Consider the following 13,533-nt stretch of genomic DNA (forward strand, 5'->3'; position numbering starts at 1 on the left):
AGGAGGCTCCCGTGGCCGCACCGGCCGACGCGCTCCTGCTGCTGTCGTTCGGCGGCCCGGAGCGCCCCGAGGACGTGATGCCGTTCCTGGAGAACGTGACCAGGGGCCGCAACGTCCCGCACGAGCGGCTGCTCGCGGTCGCCGAGCACTACCACCACTTCGGCGGGCGGTCGCCGATCAACGAGCTCAACCTGGCGATCATCGCCGCGGTGGAGGCGGAGATCGCGGCCGCCGGGCTAAAACTGCCGGTGTACTTCGGCAACCGGAACTGGCACCCCATGGTCGAGGACACCGTGGCGCGGATGGCGGCCGACGGGGTCCGCTCGGCGCTGGTCTTCCCGACCTCGGCGTGGGGCGGGTACTCCGGCTGCCTGCAGTACCACGAGGACATCGCGCGCGCCCGCGGCGCGGTCGGCGACGCCGCGCCGCGGCTGGTCAAGCTGCGGCAGTACTTCGACCACCCGCTGCTGATCGCGGCGTTCGCGGACGCGATCCGCACCGCGCTCGCCGAGCTGCCCGCCGACCGGCGCGACCGGGCGCGGCTGGTGTTCACCGCGCACTCGGTTCCGGTCTCCGCGGACGGCACCGCGGGCCCGCCCGCGCTCGGCGGGCAGCTGTACTCGCGCCAGGTCGCCGAGGCGGCCCGGCTCTGCGCCGAGGCCGTCGGCTTCGGCGACTTCGACGTGGTGTGGCAGTCGCGCTCGGGCCCCCCGCAGATCCCGTGGCTGGAGCCGGACATCCTCGACCACCTGGAGGCGCTGAGCGGCAAGGGAATCGACGCCGTCGTGGTCTGCCCGGTCGGCTTCGTCTCCGACCACCTCGAGGTCATCTGGGACCTGGACAACGAGGCCGAGGAGCGGGCCCGCGAACTCGGCATGGCCTTCGCCCGCGCAGGCACCCCCGGCGCCGACCCGCGCTTCGCGAAGCTCGTCCTGGAGCTGATCGCCGAGCACCTCGACGCAGCCCCCGCGCGCAAACTCGGCGCGGTCCCCGGCTTCGGCTCCACCCCGGACGGCGCCCCCTGCGCCGTCGGCTGCTGCGCGCCCCCCCGCCGCCCCACCGCCTCCTGACGGAAGAGCGGCGCCTGGCGCAAGCCATCGAAACACGGGGCTCCTCACCCGTTAATACCGTGCGCGAACAGGCGATATACAGGCGTCGGTCGAACACGGCACCAGGGGGAGACAGTGCGACTTCAGCGATTCATCCACACGGCTTTCATCATCTGCGCGGTCGCGGCGGTCGCCGCGTGCGAGGGCGGCGGGACGAGTACGGCGCAACCGGAGGCGTCCCGCTCCGACTCGTCCACCGGCGCGCCGGCGCCGCGCTCGAGCATCGCCGCACCGGCATCGCCGACTTCGCTACCGGCCCCCGCCGACCCGGAGACACCGGCCACCGAACCCGCGTCGAGCACCGGATCCGGCACGGTCGTGCTGCGCACCGCCACCGTCGGAGGTGTCGCGGTGCCGAACGTTCCGGTGCGCCTCGCCCGCTACGCACCGTGTGATCCCGCTTCGCGGGAGTTGCCGGAGGGGATTCCGGAGGTCGGGCACTGGACGGGCAGCACCGACGCCGACGGGCGGAGCGCGTTCCCGGTGCCGGTGGGCTGCTATCACTTCGGCATGACTCCGCCGCCCGGCTCCGACCCCGTGCCGGAGGGCATGCACACGCTCTTCGTGACGACGGACGGCGAATCGGTCACCGGCTCGTTGCGTTTCCAGAATCCCGCGCCGACGTCGGATTGCGACCCGCGGAGCATCGCCGGGGACCTCGACCTCGCCGACTATCAGCGGAACGCGACCGCGACGGTGCGCGAATGCGACGGCACCTGGGCGGTCATCGCGTGGGAAGTGCCCGGCGACAGCCAGCGCATCGTACGGCGCGCGGCCGCGGGCTGGACCACCTACGTGATCTTCCCGCACAACCGGTGCTGGACCCAGGCGAAGACCGACGGCGCGCCGGAGATGCTGGAGCGGTACTTCACCGCGTGCTGAGCGCCCGGCGGAAATGGCTCAGGCCAGAGAGACCGAAATCTCTCTGGCCTGAACCGTGGTAGCGGGGACAGGATTTGAACCTGCGACCTCTGGGTTATGAGCCCAGCGAGCTACCGAGCTGCTCCACCCCGCGTTGCATTCATTACCTTACACACCGCCCGCCGAGATGCGAAATCGCCTCGATGCGCGCGGGTGCGGCAGGATGCTGCTGTGCTGCCGGAAATCCTGAACGGCGCGGGAATCGCCGTCTTCGCCGCCTCGGGCGCCCTGGTCGGGGTGCGCAAGGACCTCGATCTGTGGGGCATCGTCACGGTCGGCGTGCTGACCGGGGTGGGCGGCGGCATCCTGCGCGACGTGCTGCTCGGCCGGGTACCGCCGACGGCGGTGCAGGACTGGGTGCCGATCGGCATCGCCTCGGTCGCGGCGCTGGCCGTCTTCTTCTTCCACCCCGCCTTCACCGCGCTGCGCCGGACCGTCCTGGTCCTGGACGCCGTCGGGATGGGGCTGTTCGCGGCGACCGGTGCGGCCATCGCGCTCGACCTGCACAGCAGCCCGTCGGCGGCCACGCTGGTCGGGCTGCTCACGGCGGTGGGCGGCGGCATCCTGCGGGACGTGGTCGTCCGCGAGATCCCGCTGCTGCTGCAGCCGGCGGATCTCTACGCCGTCCCCGCGTTGCTCGGCGCGGCGATCGTGGCGCTCGGCGGCACCTACACCGATGTCGCGCAGGCGGTGTGGCTGGTCACCGGCGCGGTGGCGGCGACCGGGCTGCGGCTGCTCGGCCTGCTCTTCGGCTGGCGGCTGCCGACCGCGCCCCGGCCCCGGCTCCGGGGGTGAGCGGGCCGCCGCCCGGTTTCGCGGGGGTCAGGCGGAGCGGGCCGCCGCGGCGTGCACGGCGACCAGCCTGGCGGCGCGGATGGCGTCCCAGAGCGGGCGCAGCAGCGTCTCCTGCGCGCCCATCGAGCCCGCCGAGGTCGGGCGCGAGGCCGGCTCCCGCTGCGCGACGGTGAGAATGGCGGCGACATGGTCGGCGGTGTCCAGGATTCGCCTGGCGCGCAGCGGAACCGAGTCCGGGTAGTCGTGCCTGGAGTAGTCGGCGAGCTCGGCCTCGATCAGCTCGCGCGGGTCACCGGAGCCGCCGCCCATGGCGGTGGTGTGCAGTTGCTGCAGCGCGTCGGCGGCGTCCCGGACGGCCTCGCGCATCGCGTACTCGGCCTCGCCGAGCGACATGTCCTGGCCGTGCTCCGGGCGCACCGGCGCGCTGTAGACGGTCCACTGCAGGGTGCCCTCGTCGGTCCAGTGCGGGATCAGCCCGGTGCCGTCGCCGCCGGGCACCCCGATCAGCAGCCCCTCCTCGGCCTCCAGCGCGTCCGCGGCGAAGGCGGTCCCCGGCGGGAGGCCGCGCAGGTCACCGGGGACCGGAAGGACCAGCCGCATGCGGGCGCCCGGCTCGGCCATCGCCTCGCGGATCACCTTGAGCAGCGCCATGATTCCGGCGCCGGCATTGCCGTGCGCGGACCAGGGCAGGTCGGTGCGGCCGCCGGTCACCGGGTCGCCCGCAGCGATGGTGTGCGTCGGCGACCAGGCCTGCAGCGCCTCGAGGACGTCGTCGGGTGCGCTGCAGCCGGCCAGCCAGGAGCCGGCCCAGACCGTCAGCGTGGCACTGGGGGAGCACATGACATTCGAGCATAGAGGCTGTCCGCGAGCGGCGGGCGACGTCGACGGCGGCACCGGCGCGACCGGATCACCCCGGGGTCACTCCGGTTCGGTGACGAAGTCGATCAGCCGCTCCACAGCGCCGATCAGCGGCGATTCCAGGTCCCGGAAGCTGTCGACCCCGGCCTGCACGCGCCGCCAGCCGTCCTGTGGCGAACCCCACCGCAACCGGGTGCAGACGCCGGTCTTCCAGTCCTCGCCGCGCGGCACCCGCGGCCACTCCGCGATGCCGAGCGCGGAGGGCTTCACCGCCTCCCACACGTCGACGTAGGGATGCCCGGTGACCAGCACGTACGGCCCGAGCCCCTGGGTGAGCCGGTCCTCCTTGGTCCCGGTGATCAGGTGGTCGACCAGCACCCCGACCCGGCGGCCGGGGCCGGGCTCGAACTCGGCGAGCCGGGCGGCCAGGTTGTCCAGCCCCTCCAGGTGCTCGACCACCACGCCCTCGACCCGGAGGTCGTGGCCCCAGACCCGCTCCACCAGCGCCGCGTCGTGCACGCCCTCGACCCAGATCCGGCTGCCGCGCGCGACCCTGGCGCGCAGCCCGGCCACCCGGGTGGAGCCGGAGGCCGAGCGGGTCGCCGCGGCGGGCGGCGCCGCGGCCGGGCGGACCAGGGTGACCGGCTCGCCGTCGAGCAGGAACGCCGCCGCGCGCAGCGCGAACAGCCGGACCGCGCCGCGCCGGTCCTCCAGCTTCACGAACTCGCCGTCGTAGCTGCGGTCGAATCCGACGACGGCACCGCAGAATCCGCTCGCCGCGTCCTCCACCACCAGATCGCGCTCCGCGGCGACCTCAGGCACCGCCCGCCGCTTCGCCCCGGAGTGCCCGGAGAAGATGTCGCCGCCGTAGTTGTCGCGCCCACTCACGGCTCCCGAAACTACCCCGCGGTGCGCCCGTTCCGGTCGCGCCGCGCGCTACGACCCGGAACGCCGGTCCCGGCGGCTAGAGTTGGGGCGTGGCCGCAATCGTCTGGCTGGTCGCGGGAATCCTGCTCGCGGCGGCGGAGATCTTCACCGGGGAGCTGACCCTGCTCACGCTGGGGCTGGCCGCGCTCGGCACGGCGGGGGTGAGCGCGACGCTGGACACCTCGCTGGTGGTCGACGCGCTGGTCTTCGCCGCGATCACGCTGGTGCTCTTCGCCGGCGTGCGCCCGGTGCTGCGCCGCAGGTTCGGCACGCCGCCGCCGATCGCCACCAATGTGGACGCGCTGCCCGGCAAGACCGCGCTGGTGCTGCAGCGGGTGGCCGAGCACGCCGGTCGGGTCAAGATCGACGGCGAGGTGTGGACCGCGCGCCCGCTGAATCCGGACGACACCTACGAAGAGGGTTCGAGCGTGTACGTGATGAAGATCGACGGCGCGACCGCCGTCGTCTGGAAGGGGCCGTAATGGCTGTACTGATCGTCGCCGCCGTCCTCGTCCTGCTGGTCGTCGTGGTGGTGTTCAAGTCGATCGCGCTGGTGCCGCAGGCCGAGGCCGCGGTCATCGAGCGGCTCGGCCGCTACTCGCGCACCGTCTCCGGGCAGCTGACCTTCCTGGTCCCGTTCGCGGACCGGGTGCGCGCCAAGGTCGACCTGCGCGAGCGGGTGGTCTCCTTCCCGCCGCAGCCGGTGATCACCCAGGACAACCTGACGCTGCAGATCGACTCGGTGGTGTACTTCCAGGTCACCAGCCCGCAGGCGGCGGTCTACGAGATCAGCAACTACATCGCCGCGGTCGAGCAGCTCACCGTCACCACGCTGCGCAACGTGGTCGGCGGGATGACCCTGGAGGAGACGCTGACCTCCCGCGACGAGATCAACAACCAGCTGCGCGGAGTGCTGGACGAGGCCACCGGCCGCTGGGGGCTCCGGGTCGCCAGGGTCGAGCTCAAGGCCATCGACCCGCCGCCGTCGATCCAGGAGTCGATGGAGAAGCAGATGAAGGCGGACCGCGAGAAGCGGGCCATGATCCTGACCGCGGAGGGCACGCGGGAATCGCAGATCAAGACCGCCGAGGGCGCCAAGCAGGCGCAGATCCTGGCCGCCGAGGGCGGCAAGCAGTCCAACATCCTCTCCGCCGAGGGCGAGCGGCAGAGCCGCATCCTGCGCGCCCAGGGCGAGCGCGCCGCCGCCTACCTGCAGGCGCAGGGCCAGGCGAAGGCGATCGAGAAGGTGTTCGCCGCGATCAAGTCGGGCAAGCCGACCCCGGAGCTGCTCGCCTACCAGTACATGCAGACGCTTCCGCTGGTCGCCAAGGGCGACGCGAACAAGGTGTGGCTGGTGCCGAGCGATTTCGGCAAGGCGCTGGAGGGCTTCGCGAAGAGCTTCGGCAGCCAGGGCGACGACGGCGTCTTCCGCTACGAGCCGCCCACCGCCGACGTCGAGCAGAGCCGCCCGGAGGACGGCGACGACGAGGTGGCCGACTGGTTCGACACCGCGCCCGACCCGGCCATCGCGCAGGCGGTGCGCGCCGCCGAGGAGACCGCGCGCACCCCGGTCGACACCTCCCCGCCGACCGGGACCGGCAGGCGTGCGCCCGCGCCGCAACCGCCCGCCGTCCCGCCGCAGCAGGCGTTCCCCTCGGCCCAGCAGCAGCCGGAGCCGCCCGCCGAGCAGCAGCGTCCGCCCGCGCACCGGGCGGACGACCCGCACGGCAAGCCGTGGCAGCCGCCGGGCACCTTCCAGTAGCAGCTCCGCAGCGGGACGAGACCGATCGGTCTCGTCCCGCTCCGGTTTTCGCCCCGGTGACGTGCAGGGGAACATCCGCCTGCGCGATTGACGAACGGGCACGGCGGGTTCTCTAATGGTCGGCGGCGCACGTCGCGCCCACCCCCGGAGCTCGTGCGCGGAAGTCGGGTGCGCTCCGGGAATCCTCGCTCACGCACCGGAAGGGCTCGCCATGACCACGATCCACCCGACTGCCGAGAAGTGCCCGCGCGCAATCGTTCTCCGCGCGGTGGCAGCAGCAGTCTCGCACGGAGGGTAGGGCGCCGTGGCCGTTTCCGCCGTCTCCCCCGTCCGCTTCGACACCGAGGTTCTGCAGAAACACTGGATCCCGCTGCCCGCGGGCGACCACGACACCGCCGCCGTGCTCCGCGAACGCCTCGGCGTCGACTTCGCCGAGGCGGGGGAGCGGATCTGGGCCACCGAGGACTTCCTCTACGTCCCGGTCGCGCTGGACTACCTGTGCGCGGGCCGGGTGCAGCCCGGCAGCGTGGTGTTCGCGCTCGGGCGCGAGTTCCTGGTGACGCTGCAGCCGCGCGAGCACTTCCCGCCGTTCGACGCCGCCATCGTCGAGATGCGCAGGCGCGCCGAGCTGACCGCCTCCGCGCACGGCGTCATGTACACGCTGCTCTGGGCCATGAACGATGCCGCCGAGCAGGTGGTCGAGCACGGCGGCGCGCTGCTCGACGCGCTGCGCGACGATATCGACGGCCCCGGCGGGGTGCACTACGGCCGGGAGATCGCCCCCACCGCGGTGCGCGAGCTCATGGCCCGGATCGGCGCCGCCGAGGAGACGCTCTCCCGGGCCCGCCGCGCCCAGGTGCGGCTGGCGCGCGCCGCCAGGCAGTTGCGGGCCGAGGCCACCGGCCGCAGCACCGGGCTGCGGCCGCTGCTGGACGACCTGCTCGACGACGTCGACGGGGTCGCGCAGCAGGCGGGGTTCGAGCACGACCGGGTCGGCTACCTGCAGCAGTCGCTGCGCACCCGGCTCGACGCCGAGCACACCAGGATCGTGAAGGCCTCGGCGGTGCTCTCCGCGGTACTGCTGCCGCCGATCCTGATCGCCGCGCTCTACGGCATCGATGCGAGCTGGATGCCGGAGCTGTCCTGGCAGCACGTGGTGCTCGCGACCGTCCCGCTCAGCATGCTCGCGGTCGCCGTCGCGCTGGCGATCGTGGCGCGCCGCAACCGCTGACCGGCGGCGGCAGCCGGAAACACGCCGTGTAGCCGGTATTTTCGGCGTGGCGGGCGGCCGATCGGTGCAAGCTGGACGGTGATCTGTTCGGCCGGTCGGCGGGGGTGGTGCGCGGTGTCGCGTGAGTTCGGACCCGAGGAACTGCCGGAGCCCGCGCGGGTGGGCGAGCCGGTGCAGGACGCCTACTCGCGCGCGGTCGGCGCGGTCACCGACACCGTGCTTCCCGCCGTCGCCGGGGTCGCCACCCGGCGCTCGGCGGGATCGGCGGTGGTCTGCACCGACGACGGGCACCTGCTCACCAGCGCGCACCTGATCGGCCCCGCGGAGAGCACCGACGTGCGCTTCGCCGACGGCACCGTCGCTGTCGCGGACGTGGTCGGCAGCGACCCGCTCAGCGACATCGCGGTGCTGCGCGCCCGCGGCGGCGGGCCGGCCCCCGCCCGGCTCGGCGACGCCGACGCGCTCACCCTCGGCAGGCTGGTGGTGGCGCTGGCTGACCCGGCCGGGCCGGGCGGCGCGGTGAGCGCGGGCGTGGTCGGCGCCGTCGACCGCGCCGTGCCGGTGCTCTCCCGGCGGGCCGGGCGGCTGGTGGAGCAGGTGCTGCACACCGACGTGCGCTGCGAACCGCACGCCGCGGGCGGGCCGCTCGCCGACACCGCGGGCCGGGTGATCGGCGTGCTCACCGCGGCCGCCGGAATCGGCGGGCTCGCGGTGCCGATCGGCGCGGTCGCCCGCCGGGTGCTCGACACCCTGCTCGCCGATGGCCTGGTGCGCCGCGCCTACCTCGGCGTCGTGGTCGCGGCCGCGCCGGTCCCGCCCGAGCTGCGGCAGGTGGCCGGGCAGGCGGCCGGGGCGCGGGTCACCGCGGTGGTGCGCGGCGGCCCCGCCGACCGGGCCGGGCTCCAGCGCGGCGACCTGCTGCTGTGCGCGGGCGAGACGGTGCTCACCGGGGCGCGGGAGCTGCAGCGGCTGCTCTTCGCCGAGGCGATCGAGGTCACGCTGGCGGTGACGCTGCTGCGGGCGGGCGCGCCGGTCACCGTGGACGTCACTCCGCCGGAGTGGCTGCCCGCCTGATCCGATCGGGGTGACCCGAAGGCTTTCCGGCCGCGGCGGCCGGTGCCAAGCTGGTCCCCATCGCGATTCCGGCGGGGCGACCCCGCGTGCGTCCGGGATCGCATTCCGGTGTGGGAAGGGCGAATCGATGGCTCGGAACGAATATCCGCGGTCGGGCCGGGAGCTCCCCGCGCACCTCGGCGAGGCCGGGAAGGCCCTCGGGTGACCGCGATCAGCCCGCGCGGCGCCGGGGTGTACGAATCGGTGGACGCCGCCATCGGCAACACCCCGCTGGTCCGGCTGAACCGGGTTACCGAGGGCATCACCGCCACGGTCTACGTGAAACTGGAGTACCTGAACCCCGGCGGCAGCGTGAAGGACCGGGCCGCGCGCGGCATGATCGACGCCGCCGAGGCGTCCGGCGCGCTCCGGCCCGGCGGCGTCGTGGTCGAGGCGACCTCGGGCAACACCGGCATCGGGCTGGTCGCCATCGCGGCGGCGCGCGGCTACCGGACCATCGTGGTCGTCCCGGACAAGTCGAGCCGGGAGAAGGTCGCGCTGCTGCGCGCCTACGGCGCCGAGGTGCACGTGACCCCGGGCGGACGGCCGGTCGGCCACCCCGAGCACATCCGCAGCATCGCGCTGAAGCTCGCCGACGAGACGCCCGGCGCCTGGTTCGCCGGGCAGTACGACAACCCGGCGAATCCGGAGGCGCACCGCACCACCACCGGCCCGGAGATCTGGGCGCAGACCGAGGGCAGGGTCACGCACTACGTGGCCGGGGTCGGCACCGGCGGCACCATCACCGGAGCGGGGGAGTACCTGCGTGAGATCTCGGCGGGCCGGGTGACGGTGATCGGCGCCGACCCGACCACCTCGGTCTACGGCGGCGGCGACGGGCGCGCCTGGTACGTGGAGTCGGTGGGGCACTTCCTGCACCCCGACACCGAGGAGGACCTCTGGCCCGAGTCGTACCACCCGGAGGTGGTGGCGCGCATCGAGCGGGTCGGCGACGTGGAGGCGATCTCGCTGCTGCACCGGCTCGCCCGGGAGGAGGGGCTGCTGCTCGGCGGGTCGTCCGGCACGTCGGTCGCGGCCGCGCTGCGGGTGGCGCGCGATCTGGGCCCCGACGACGTGGTGGTGGTGATCGCGCCGGACTCCGGGCGGGCCTACCTGTCCAAGTACTTCGACGACGAGTGGCTGGGGCGCTTCGGATTTCCGCTGGTGGGGGCGTTGAGCGAGCCGTCGGTGGCGGATCGGGTCGACGTGTCCGGGATGGCGCGGGTGATCGGCTCCAAGGCGACGGCCGGCGCGGCGCGGGCGCTGCTCGGTTCCGCTCCGGTACTGCCGGTGGTGCTGCACCGGGTCACCCCGGGTGATCCGGTGGCGGCCGAGGTGCAGGGCAGTGTGCGGGCCGCCGCGCTCGCGGGTGTCGACGACGCGGAACCCGTTGCCACGTACCTGGAACCGCCGCTGCCGCTGCTCGGCAGTACCGAACCGGCCGCTACCGCGCTGGAGCGCGCGGGCGACGGCCCGGTGCTGCTGGTGCACGAGGGGCGGGCCGTCGCGGTGCTCGGCGAGGCGGAGCTGGCACGGTTGCGTGCGGGGTGAGGGTTCGCGGTGCGGCGCTGATCGGCTGAGGCCAGCGGGTTTCCGCGCCGCGTCTACCGACCCTTCCCGGCGATCCCGAAGAGCAGTGCGTCGATCCCGGCCCGGAAGGCGGCATCGGCGTCGAACGAGCCGCCGGGCGCGGGCGGGCCGGCGAAGAGCGCGGCCAGGTGCGGGTAATCCCCCCGCGCCACCAGGGCGAGCAGCGCGGCGGGATCCTGCCCGCCGACCGCACCCGCCCCCTCCTGCGCCGCGAAGGTGCTGATCCAGCCGGTGAGCTGGGCGATCCCGACCATGACGGTGGTGCCGTCCAGCCCGGCCGGGCCGAGCGCGCCCGCCAGGTGGTCCAGGTAGCGCAGCGAGTTCGGGCCGAGCGCGGACGGGATCACCCGCTGCACCCAGGGGTGCCTGCGGTGCAGCGCCCGCGCCTGCTCGGCCACCGCGAGCACGTCCGCGCGCACGTCGCCGGTGAGCGGCGCCAGCTCGTACTCGGCCGCCACGTGGTCGACCATGAGCGCGAACAGGTCGTCTTTGCCGTCGACGTAGCGGTACAGCGAGGCGGCCGCGGTGCCGAGCCGCTCGGCCACCCGGCGCATGGCCACCGCCGCCAGCCCGGACTCGTCGGCGATCCGCACGCAGGCGGCGGCGATGTCGTCCAGGGTGTGCGCCGGCCTCGGCCCCGGCCGCACCTGCTCGGCCCGCAGCCACGGTGAGTTCGCGGATGACATCGGACCAGAATGCCTCGAGCCGGTAATTGCGAACGACGTACGCGGTCGGGTACCGTCAACTGCGAACGTTGTTCCCGAACGAGGGGTTGTGGTGTCCGCCATCGAAACCGAAGCGCTCCGAGTGCGATACGGGGCCCGCGCCGTCGTCGACGGCATCGATCTGCTGGTGCCCGAGGGCACCGTGCACGCGCTGCTCGGGCCGAACGGCTCCGGGAAGACCACCACCGTGCGCGTGCTCGCCACCCTGCTCCGCCCCTCCGGCGGGCGCGCCAGGGTGCTCGGCCACGACACCGTGACCGCGGCGCGCGCGGTGCGGCAGCGGATCGGGCTGGTCGGGCAGTTCCACGCCGTCGACCCGATGTCGACCGGACGGCAGAACCTGGTGATGTTCGCCCGGCTCAATGGCCTCGCCGCGGCCGCGGCGCGCCGCCGCGCGGACGACCTGCTCGCCCGCTTCGACCTCGCCGACGCCGGAGACCGCCTGGTGCGCACCTACTCCGGCGGGATGCGGCGCCGCCTCGACATCCTGGCGGGCACCGTCGTCCGCCCCGAGGTGCTCTTCCTGGACGAGCCGACCACCGGCCTCGACCCGCACAGCCGCGACGACATCCACCGCTACCTCGCCGAGGCGGTGGCGGCGGGCAGCACCGTGCTGCTCACCACGCAGTACCTGGACGAGGCCGAGCGGCTCGCCGACGCCGTCACCATCCTGGACGCCGGGCGCGTCGTCGCCACCGGTTCGCCCGCCGAGATCGCGCGGACCGTCGGCGTCCGGCTGGAGGTGGCCGTCCCCGACGACCAGCGCCCGGCCGCGGCCGAGGTCATGGCGGCGCTCGGCGGCACGCCGGTGCCGCGACAAGCCGCGACCTGGCTCTTCGACGCCGCCGCGCCCGCGCTGCCCACCGTGGTCCGCGCCCTGGACGCCGCCGGGATCGAGGTGCGCGACATCGGCCGCCGCACCGGCACCCTGGACGACGCCTTCCTGGCGCTCACCGCCAGGCGGGCCGCATGACCGCCCCCGACCGCACCACTGCGGCGGGTAGCGCCACCCGGGTCCTGGTCCGGCGCGTGCTCACGAACCACCGCAACAACCCGGCGCTGCCCGCCATCACGCTGGCCGCCCCCGCGGGGATGATGCTGCTGTTCGGATTCGTCTTCGGCGGCGCGCTCGCCGCCGGGCAGGACGTCGTCGCCTACCGCTCCTACCTGACTCCTGGCATCCTGGTCCTGGTCGCCGCCACCGGCGTGATCGCCACCGCCGTCACCGCCGCCGCCGACCTGCGCAGCGGGCTCACCGACCGAATCCGCGCGCTGCCGCTCGCCCCGATCGCCGCCCCGGCCGGAATCGCGGTGGCGGAGACGCTGATCGGCATCCTCGCGCTCGGCGTGATGGCCGTGGTCGGGTTCCTCTCCGGCTGGCGGATCACCGCGGCGCCGGGCGAGATCGCGCTCGCCGTGCTGCTGCTGATCGGCTTCCGGTTCGCGCTGGCCTGGCTCGGCGTCGCGCTCGGCGCCACGATCCGGGACGAGCAGGTGCTCCAGCAGACGGCGCCGCTGATCTTCGGCACCATCATGTTCTCGAACGTCTTCGTGCCGACCGCCACCATGCCGACGGTGCTCGCGGCCGTCGCGGAGTGGAACCCGGTGAGCGCGGTGGTCGCGGCGCTGCGACTGCTGCTCGCCGACGCGGCCCCCGCCGCCGACGCGAGCCTGCCGCTCCGGCACCCGATCGCGGCGAGCGCGATCTGGATCGCCGCGCTGCTCAGCCTCGCGGTCCCGGCAGCGGTGCGGCGCTACTCGGGCGCGAGCCCGCGCTGACGGCCGAGTCCTCGCTGGCGGCCGCGTCTCCCGGCTGCCAGCGGCTGTCCAGCACCAGCCCGGCCACCCCCATCAGCAGGCACCCCACCGAGACCGCGATCATCTCCGGCGAGGTCCCGCCGACCAGCGCATCCGCCAGGATCACGGTCGCGGCGGTGCCGGGCAGCGAGCCGAGCACCGTCGCGACCAGGTACGGCCAGAAGCGGATCGAGGAGAGCGCGCAGCAGTAGTTCACCACCGAGAACGGCGCGAACGAGATCATCCGCAGCGACCACACCGCCAGCCAGCCGCGGCGGCGCAGCCGCTCGTCCACCGCGCGCACCGCGGGGTGCGTGAGCCGCGCCGCCACCCGGCGCCCGTCCAGCCTGCGGACCAGCAGCAGCGCGAGCGCGGCGCTCGCCGTGGTCGCGGCCAGCGCGACGGTGAGCCCGAGCCCGACCCCGAAGAGCACCCCGCAGCTCACCGTGAGCACCGTCCGCGGCACCGGCGCGATGGTGACCAGCGCGTAGAGCGCGAAGAAGACCAGCGGGAAGATCGGGCCCACCGAGTCCGCCCACTCCTGCACCCGGGCCGGGCCGGGCAGCGGCGCGAGCACCGCGGCCGCGCAGACCACGAGCACCGCGGCGAGCAGCGCCAGGGCGCGGGGGGAGCGGATGAGCTGGATCACCCGGGCGAGGTTACCCGTTGGTAGTGCCGGGTCTGGGTCGGCGGCCGGGAGGCGGC

General features: G+C 74.3%; 15 protein-coding genes and 1 tRNA gene. 10 read left to right on the top strand and 6 right to left on the bottom strand.

Features of this window, described 5'->3' with window-relative positions; all coding sequences use genetic code 11:
- Window positions 1-11: 11 nt before the first annotated feature.
- Window positions 12-1,070 carry a ferrochelatase gene (locus tag LTT61_RS31255; protein WP_269821828.1) on the top strand — a complete coding sequence of 353 codons (1,059 nt, stop codon included), beginning with the start codon at window positions 12-14 and terminating at the stop codon, window positions 1,068-1,070.
- A 122-nt stretch (window positions 1,071-1,192) separates the two neighbouring features.
- On the opposite strand, the gene LTT61_RS31260 is transcribed toward LTT61_RS31255, so the two are convergent.
- Entirely contained in the window at window positions 1,193-1,438 is a 246-nt protein-coding gene (locus LTT61_RS31260; RefSeq protein WP_233017596.1) for a hypothetical protein, read from the bottom strand.
- Between the two features lie 22 nt (window positions 1,439-1,460).
- Between LTT61_RS31260 and LTT61_RS31265 the strand changes: the two genes are divergently transcribed.
- Window positions 1,461-1,991 carry a hypothetical protein gene (locus LTT61_RS31265; RefSeq protein ID WP_233017597.1) on the top strand — a complete coding sequence of 177 codons (531 nt, stop codon included), beginning with the start codon at window positions 1,461-1,463 and terminating at the stop codon, window positions 1,989-1,991.
- 56 nt (window positions 1,992-2,047) lie between these two features.
- Here LTT61_RS31265 and LTT61_RS31270 read toward each other — a convergent pair.
- Window positions 2,048-2,124 (bottom strand) — tRNA-Met (locus LTT61_RS31270).
- Window positions 2,125-2,201: 77 nt separating this feature from the next.
- Between LTT61_RS31270 and LTT61_RS31275 the strand changes: the two genes are divergently transcribed.
- Window positions 2,202-2,825, top strand: coding sequence for a trimeric intracellular cation channel family protein (locus LTT61_RS31275; protein WP_233017598.1), 624 nt, complete (start codon window positions 2,202-2,204; stop codon window positions 2,823-2,825).
- Window positions 2,826-2,852: 27 nt separating this feature from the next.
- Here LTT61_RS31275 and LTT61_RS31280 read toward each other — a convergent pair whose 3' ends face one another.
- Together LTT61_RS31280 and LTT61_RS31285 are read right to left on the bottom strand one after the other, a co-directional pair.
- On the bottom strand, window positions 2,853-3,665 hold the full coding sequence (locus tag LTT61_RS31280; protein WP_233017599.1) for a hypothetical protein: 813 nt from the start codon (window positions 3,663-3,665) through the stop codon (window positions 2,853-2,855).
- A gap of 78 nt (window positions 3,666-3,743) precedes the next feature.
- Entirely contained in the window at window positions 3,744-4,571 is an 828-nt protein-coding gene (locus tag LTT61_RS31285) for a DUF3097 domain-containing protein (RefSeq protein WP_233017600.1), read from the bottom strand.
- 89 nt (window positions 4,572-4,660) lie between these two features.
- Here LTT61_RS31285 and LTT61_RS31290 point away from each other — a divergent pair, with 89 nt between their 5' ends.
- The 5 genes from LTT61_RS31290 (at window position 4,661) to LTT61_RS31310 (ending at window position 10,267) form a co-directional block, all read left to right on the top strand.
- Window positions 4,661-5,092: an NfeD family protein gene (locus tag LTT61_RS31290; RefSeq protein ID WP_233017601.1), complete on the top strand. Its 432-nt coding sequence runs from the start codon at window positions 4,661-4,663 to the stop codon at window positions 5,090-5,092.
- On the top strand, window positions 5,092-6,372 hold the full coding sequence (locus LTT61_RS31295; protein WP_233017602.1) for an SPFH domain-containing protein: 1,281 nt from the start codon (window positions 5,092-5,094) through the stop codon (window positions 6,370-6,372). The genes LTT61_RS31290 and LTT61_RS31295 overlap by 1 nt, the downstream gene beginning before the upstream one ends.
- A gap of 304 nt (window positions 6,373-6,676) precedes the next feature.
- Complete coding sequence (locus LTT61_RS31300) at window positions 6,677-7,603, top strand: CorA family divalent cation transporter (protein ID WP_233017603.1); 927 nt, start codon at window positions 6,677-6,679, stop codon at window positions 7,601-7,603.
- 114 nt (window positions 7,604-7,717) lie between these two features.
- Window positions 7,718-8,677 carry a S1C family serine protease gene (locus tag LTT61_RS31305; RefSeq protein ID WP_233017604.1) on the top strand — a complete coding sequence of 320 codons (960 nt, stop codon included), beginning with the start codon at window positions 7,718-7,720 and terminating at the stop codon, window positions 8,675-8,677.
- Window positions 8,678-8,878: 201 nt separating this feature from the next.
- On the top strand, window positions 8,879-10,267 hold the full coding sequence (locus tag LTT61_RS31310) for a PLP-dependent cysteine synthase family protein (protein WP_233017605.1): 1,389 nt from the start codon (window positions 8,879-8,881) through the stop codon (window positions 10,265-10,267).
- A gap of 53 nt (window positions 10,268-10,320) precedes the next feature.
- Here LTT61_RS31310 and LTT61_RS31315 read toward each other — a convergent pair whose 3' ends face one another.
- Entirely contained in the window at window positions 10,321-10,992 is a 672-nt protein-coding gene (locus LTT61_RS31315) for a TetR/AcrR family transcriptional regulator (RefSeq protein ID WP_233017606.1), read from the bottom strand.
- Between the two features lie 91 nt (window positions 10,993-11,083).
- Here LTT61_RS31315 and LTT61_RS31320 point away from each other — a divergent pair, with 91 nt between their 5' ends.
- Both LTT61_RS31320 and LTT61_RS31325 read left to right on the top strand, forming a co-directional pair.
- Window positions 11,084-12,004 (top strand): ATP-binding cassette domain-containing protein, encoded by a 921-nt coding sequence (locus LTT61_RS31320; RefSeq protein ID WP_332909216.1) that lies wholly within the window; start codon window positions 11,084-11,086, stop codon window positions 12,002-12,004.
- Window positions 12,001-12,810, top strand: a complete 810-nt coding sequence (locus LTT61_RS31325) for an ABC transporter permease (RefSeq protein WP_233017608.1) — start codon at window positions 12,001-12,003, stop codon at window positions 12,808-12,810. Before LTT61_RS31320 ends, LTT61_RS31325 begins: the two co-directional genes overlap by 4 nt.
- On the opposite strand, the gene LTT61_RS31330 is transcribed toward LTT61_RS31325, so the two are convergent.
- Window positions 12,755-13,477: a TVP38/TMEM64 family protein gene (locus LTT61_RS31330; RefSeq protein WP_233017609.1), complete on the bottom strand. Its 723-nt coding sequence runs from the start codon at window positions 13,475-13,477 to the stop codon at window positions 12,755-12,757. The two genes, LTT61_RS31325 and LTT61_RS31330, sit on opposite strands and share 56 nt — an antisense overlap.
- Window positions 13,478-13,533 lie beyond the last annotated feature (56 nt).

This window comes from Nocardia asteroides, assembly GCF_021183625.1.
Lineage (GTDB): Bacteria > Actinomycetota > Actinomycetes > Mycobacteriales > Mycobacteriaceae > Nocardia > Nocardia asteroides_A.

Bases quoted from the DNA above. Each gene is read 5' to 3' on its own strand.
- LTT61_RS31325 (WP_233017608.1), top strand. From the start codon at position 12,001: ATGACCGCCCCCGACCGCACCACTGCGGCGGGTAGCGCCACCCGGGTC.
- LTT61_RS31280 (WP_233017599.1), bottom strand. From the start codon at position 3,665: ATGTGCTCCCCCAGTGCCACGCTGACGGTCTGGGCCGGCTCCTGGCTG.
- LTT61_RS31315 (WP_233017606.1), bottom strand. From the start codon at position 10,992: ATGTCATCCGCGAACTCACCGTGGCTGCGGGCCGAGCAGGTGCGGCCG.
- LTT61_RS31295 (WP_233017602.1), top strand. From the start codon at position 5,092: ATGGCTGTACTGATCGTCGCCGCCGTCCTCGTCCTGCTGGTCGTCGTG.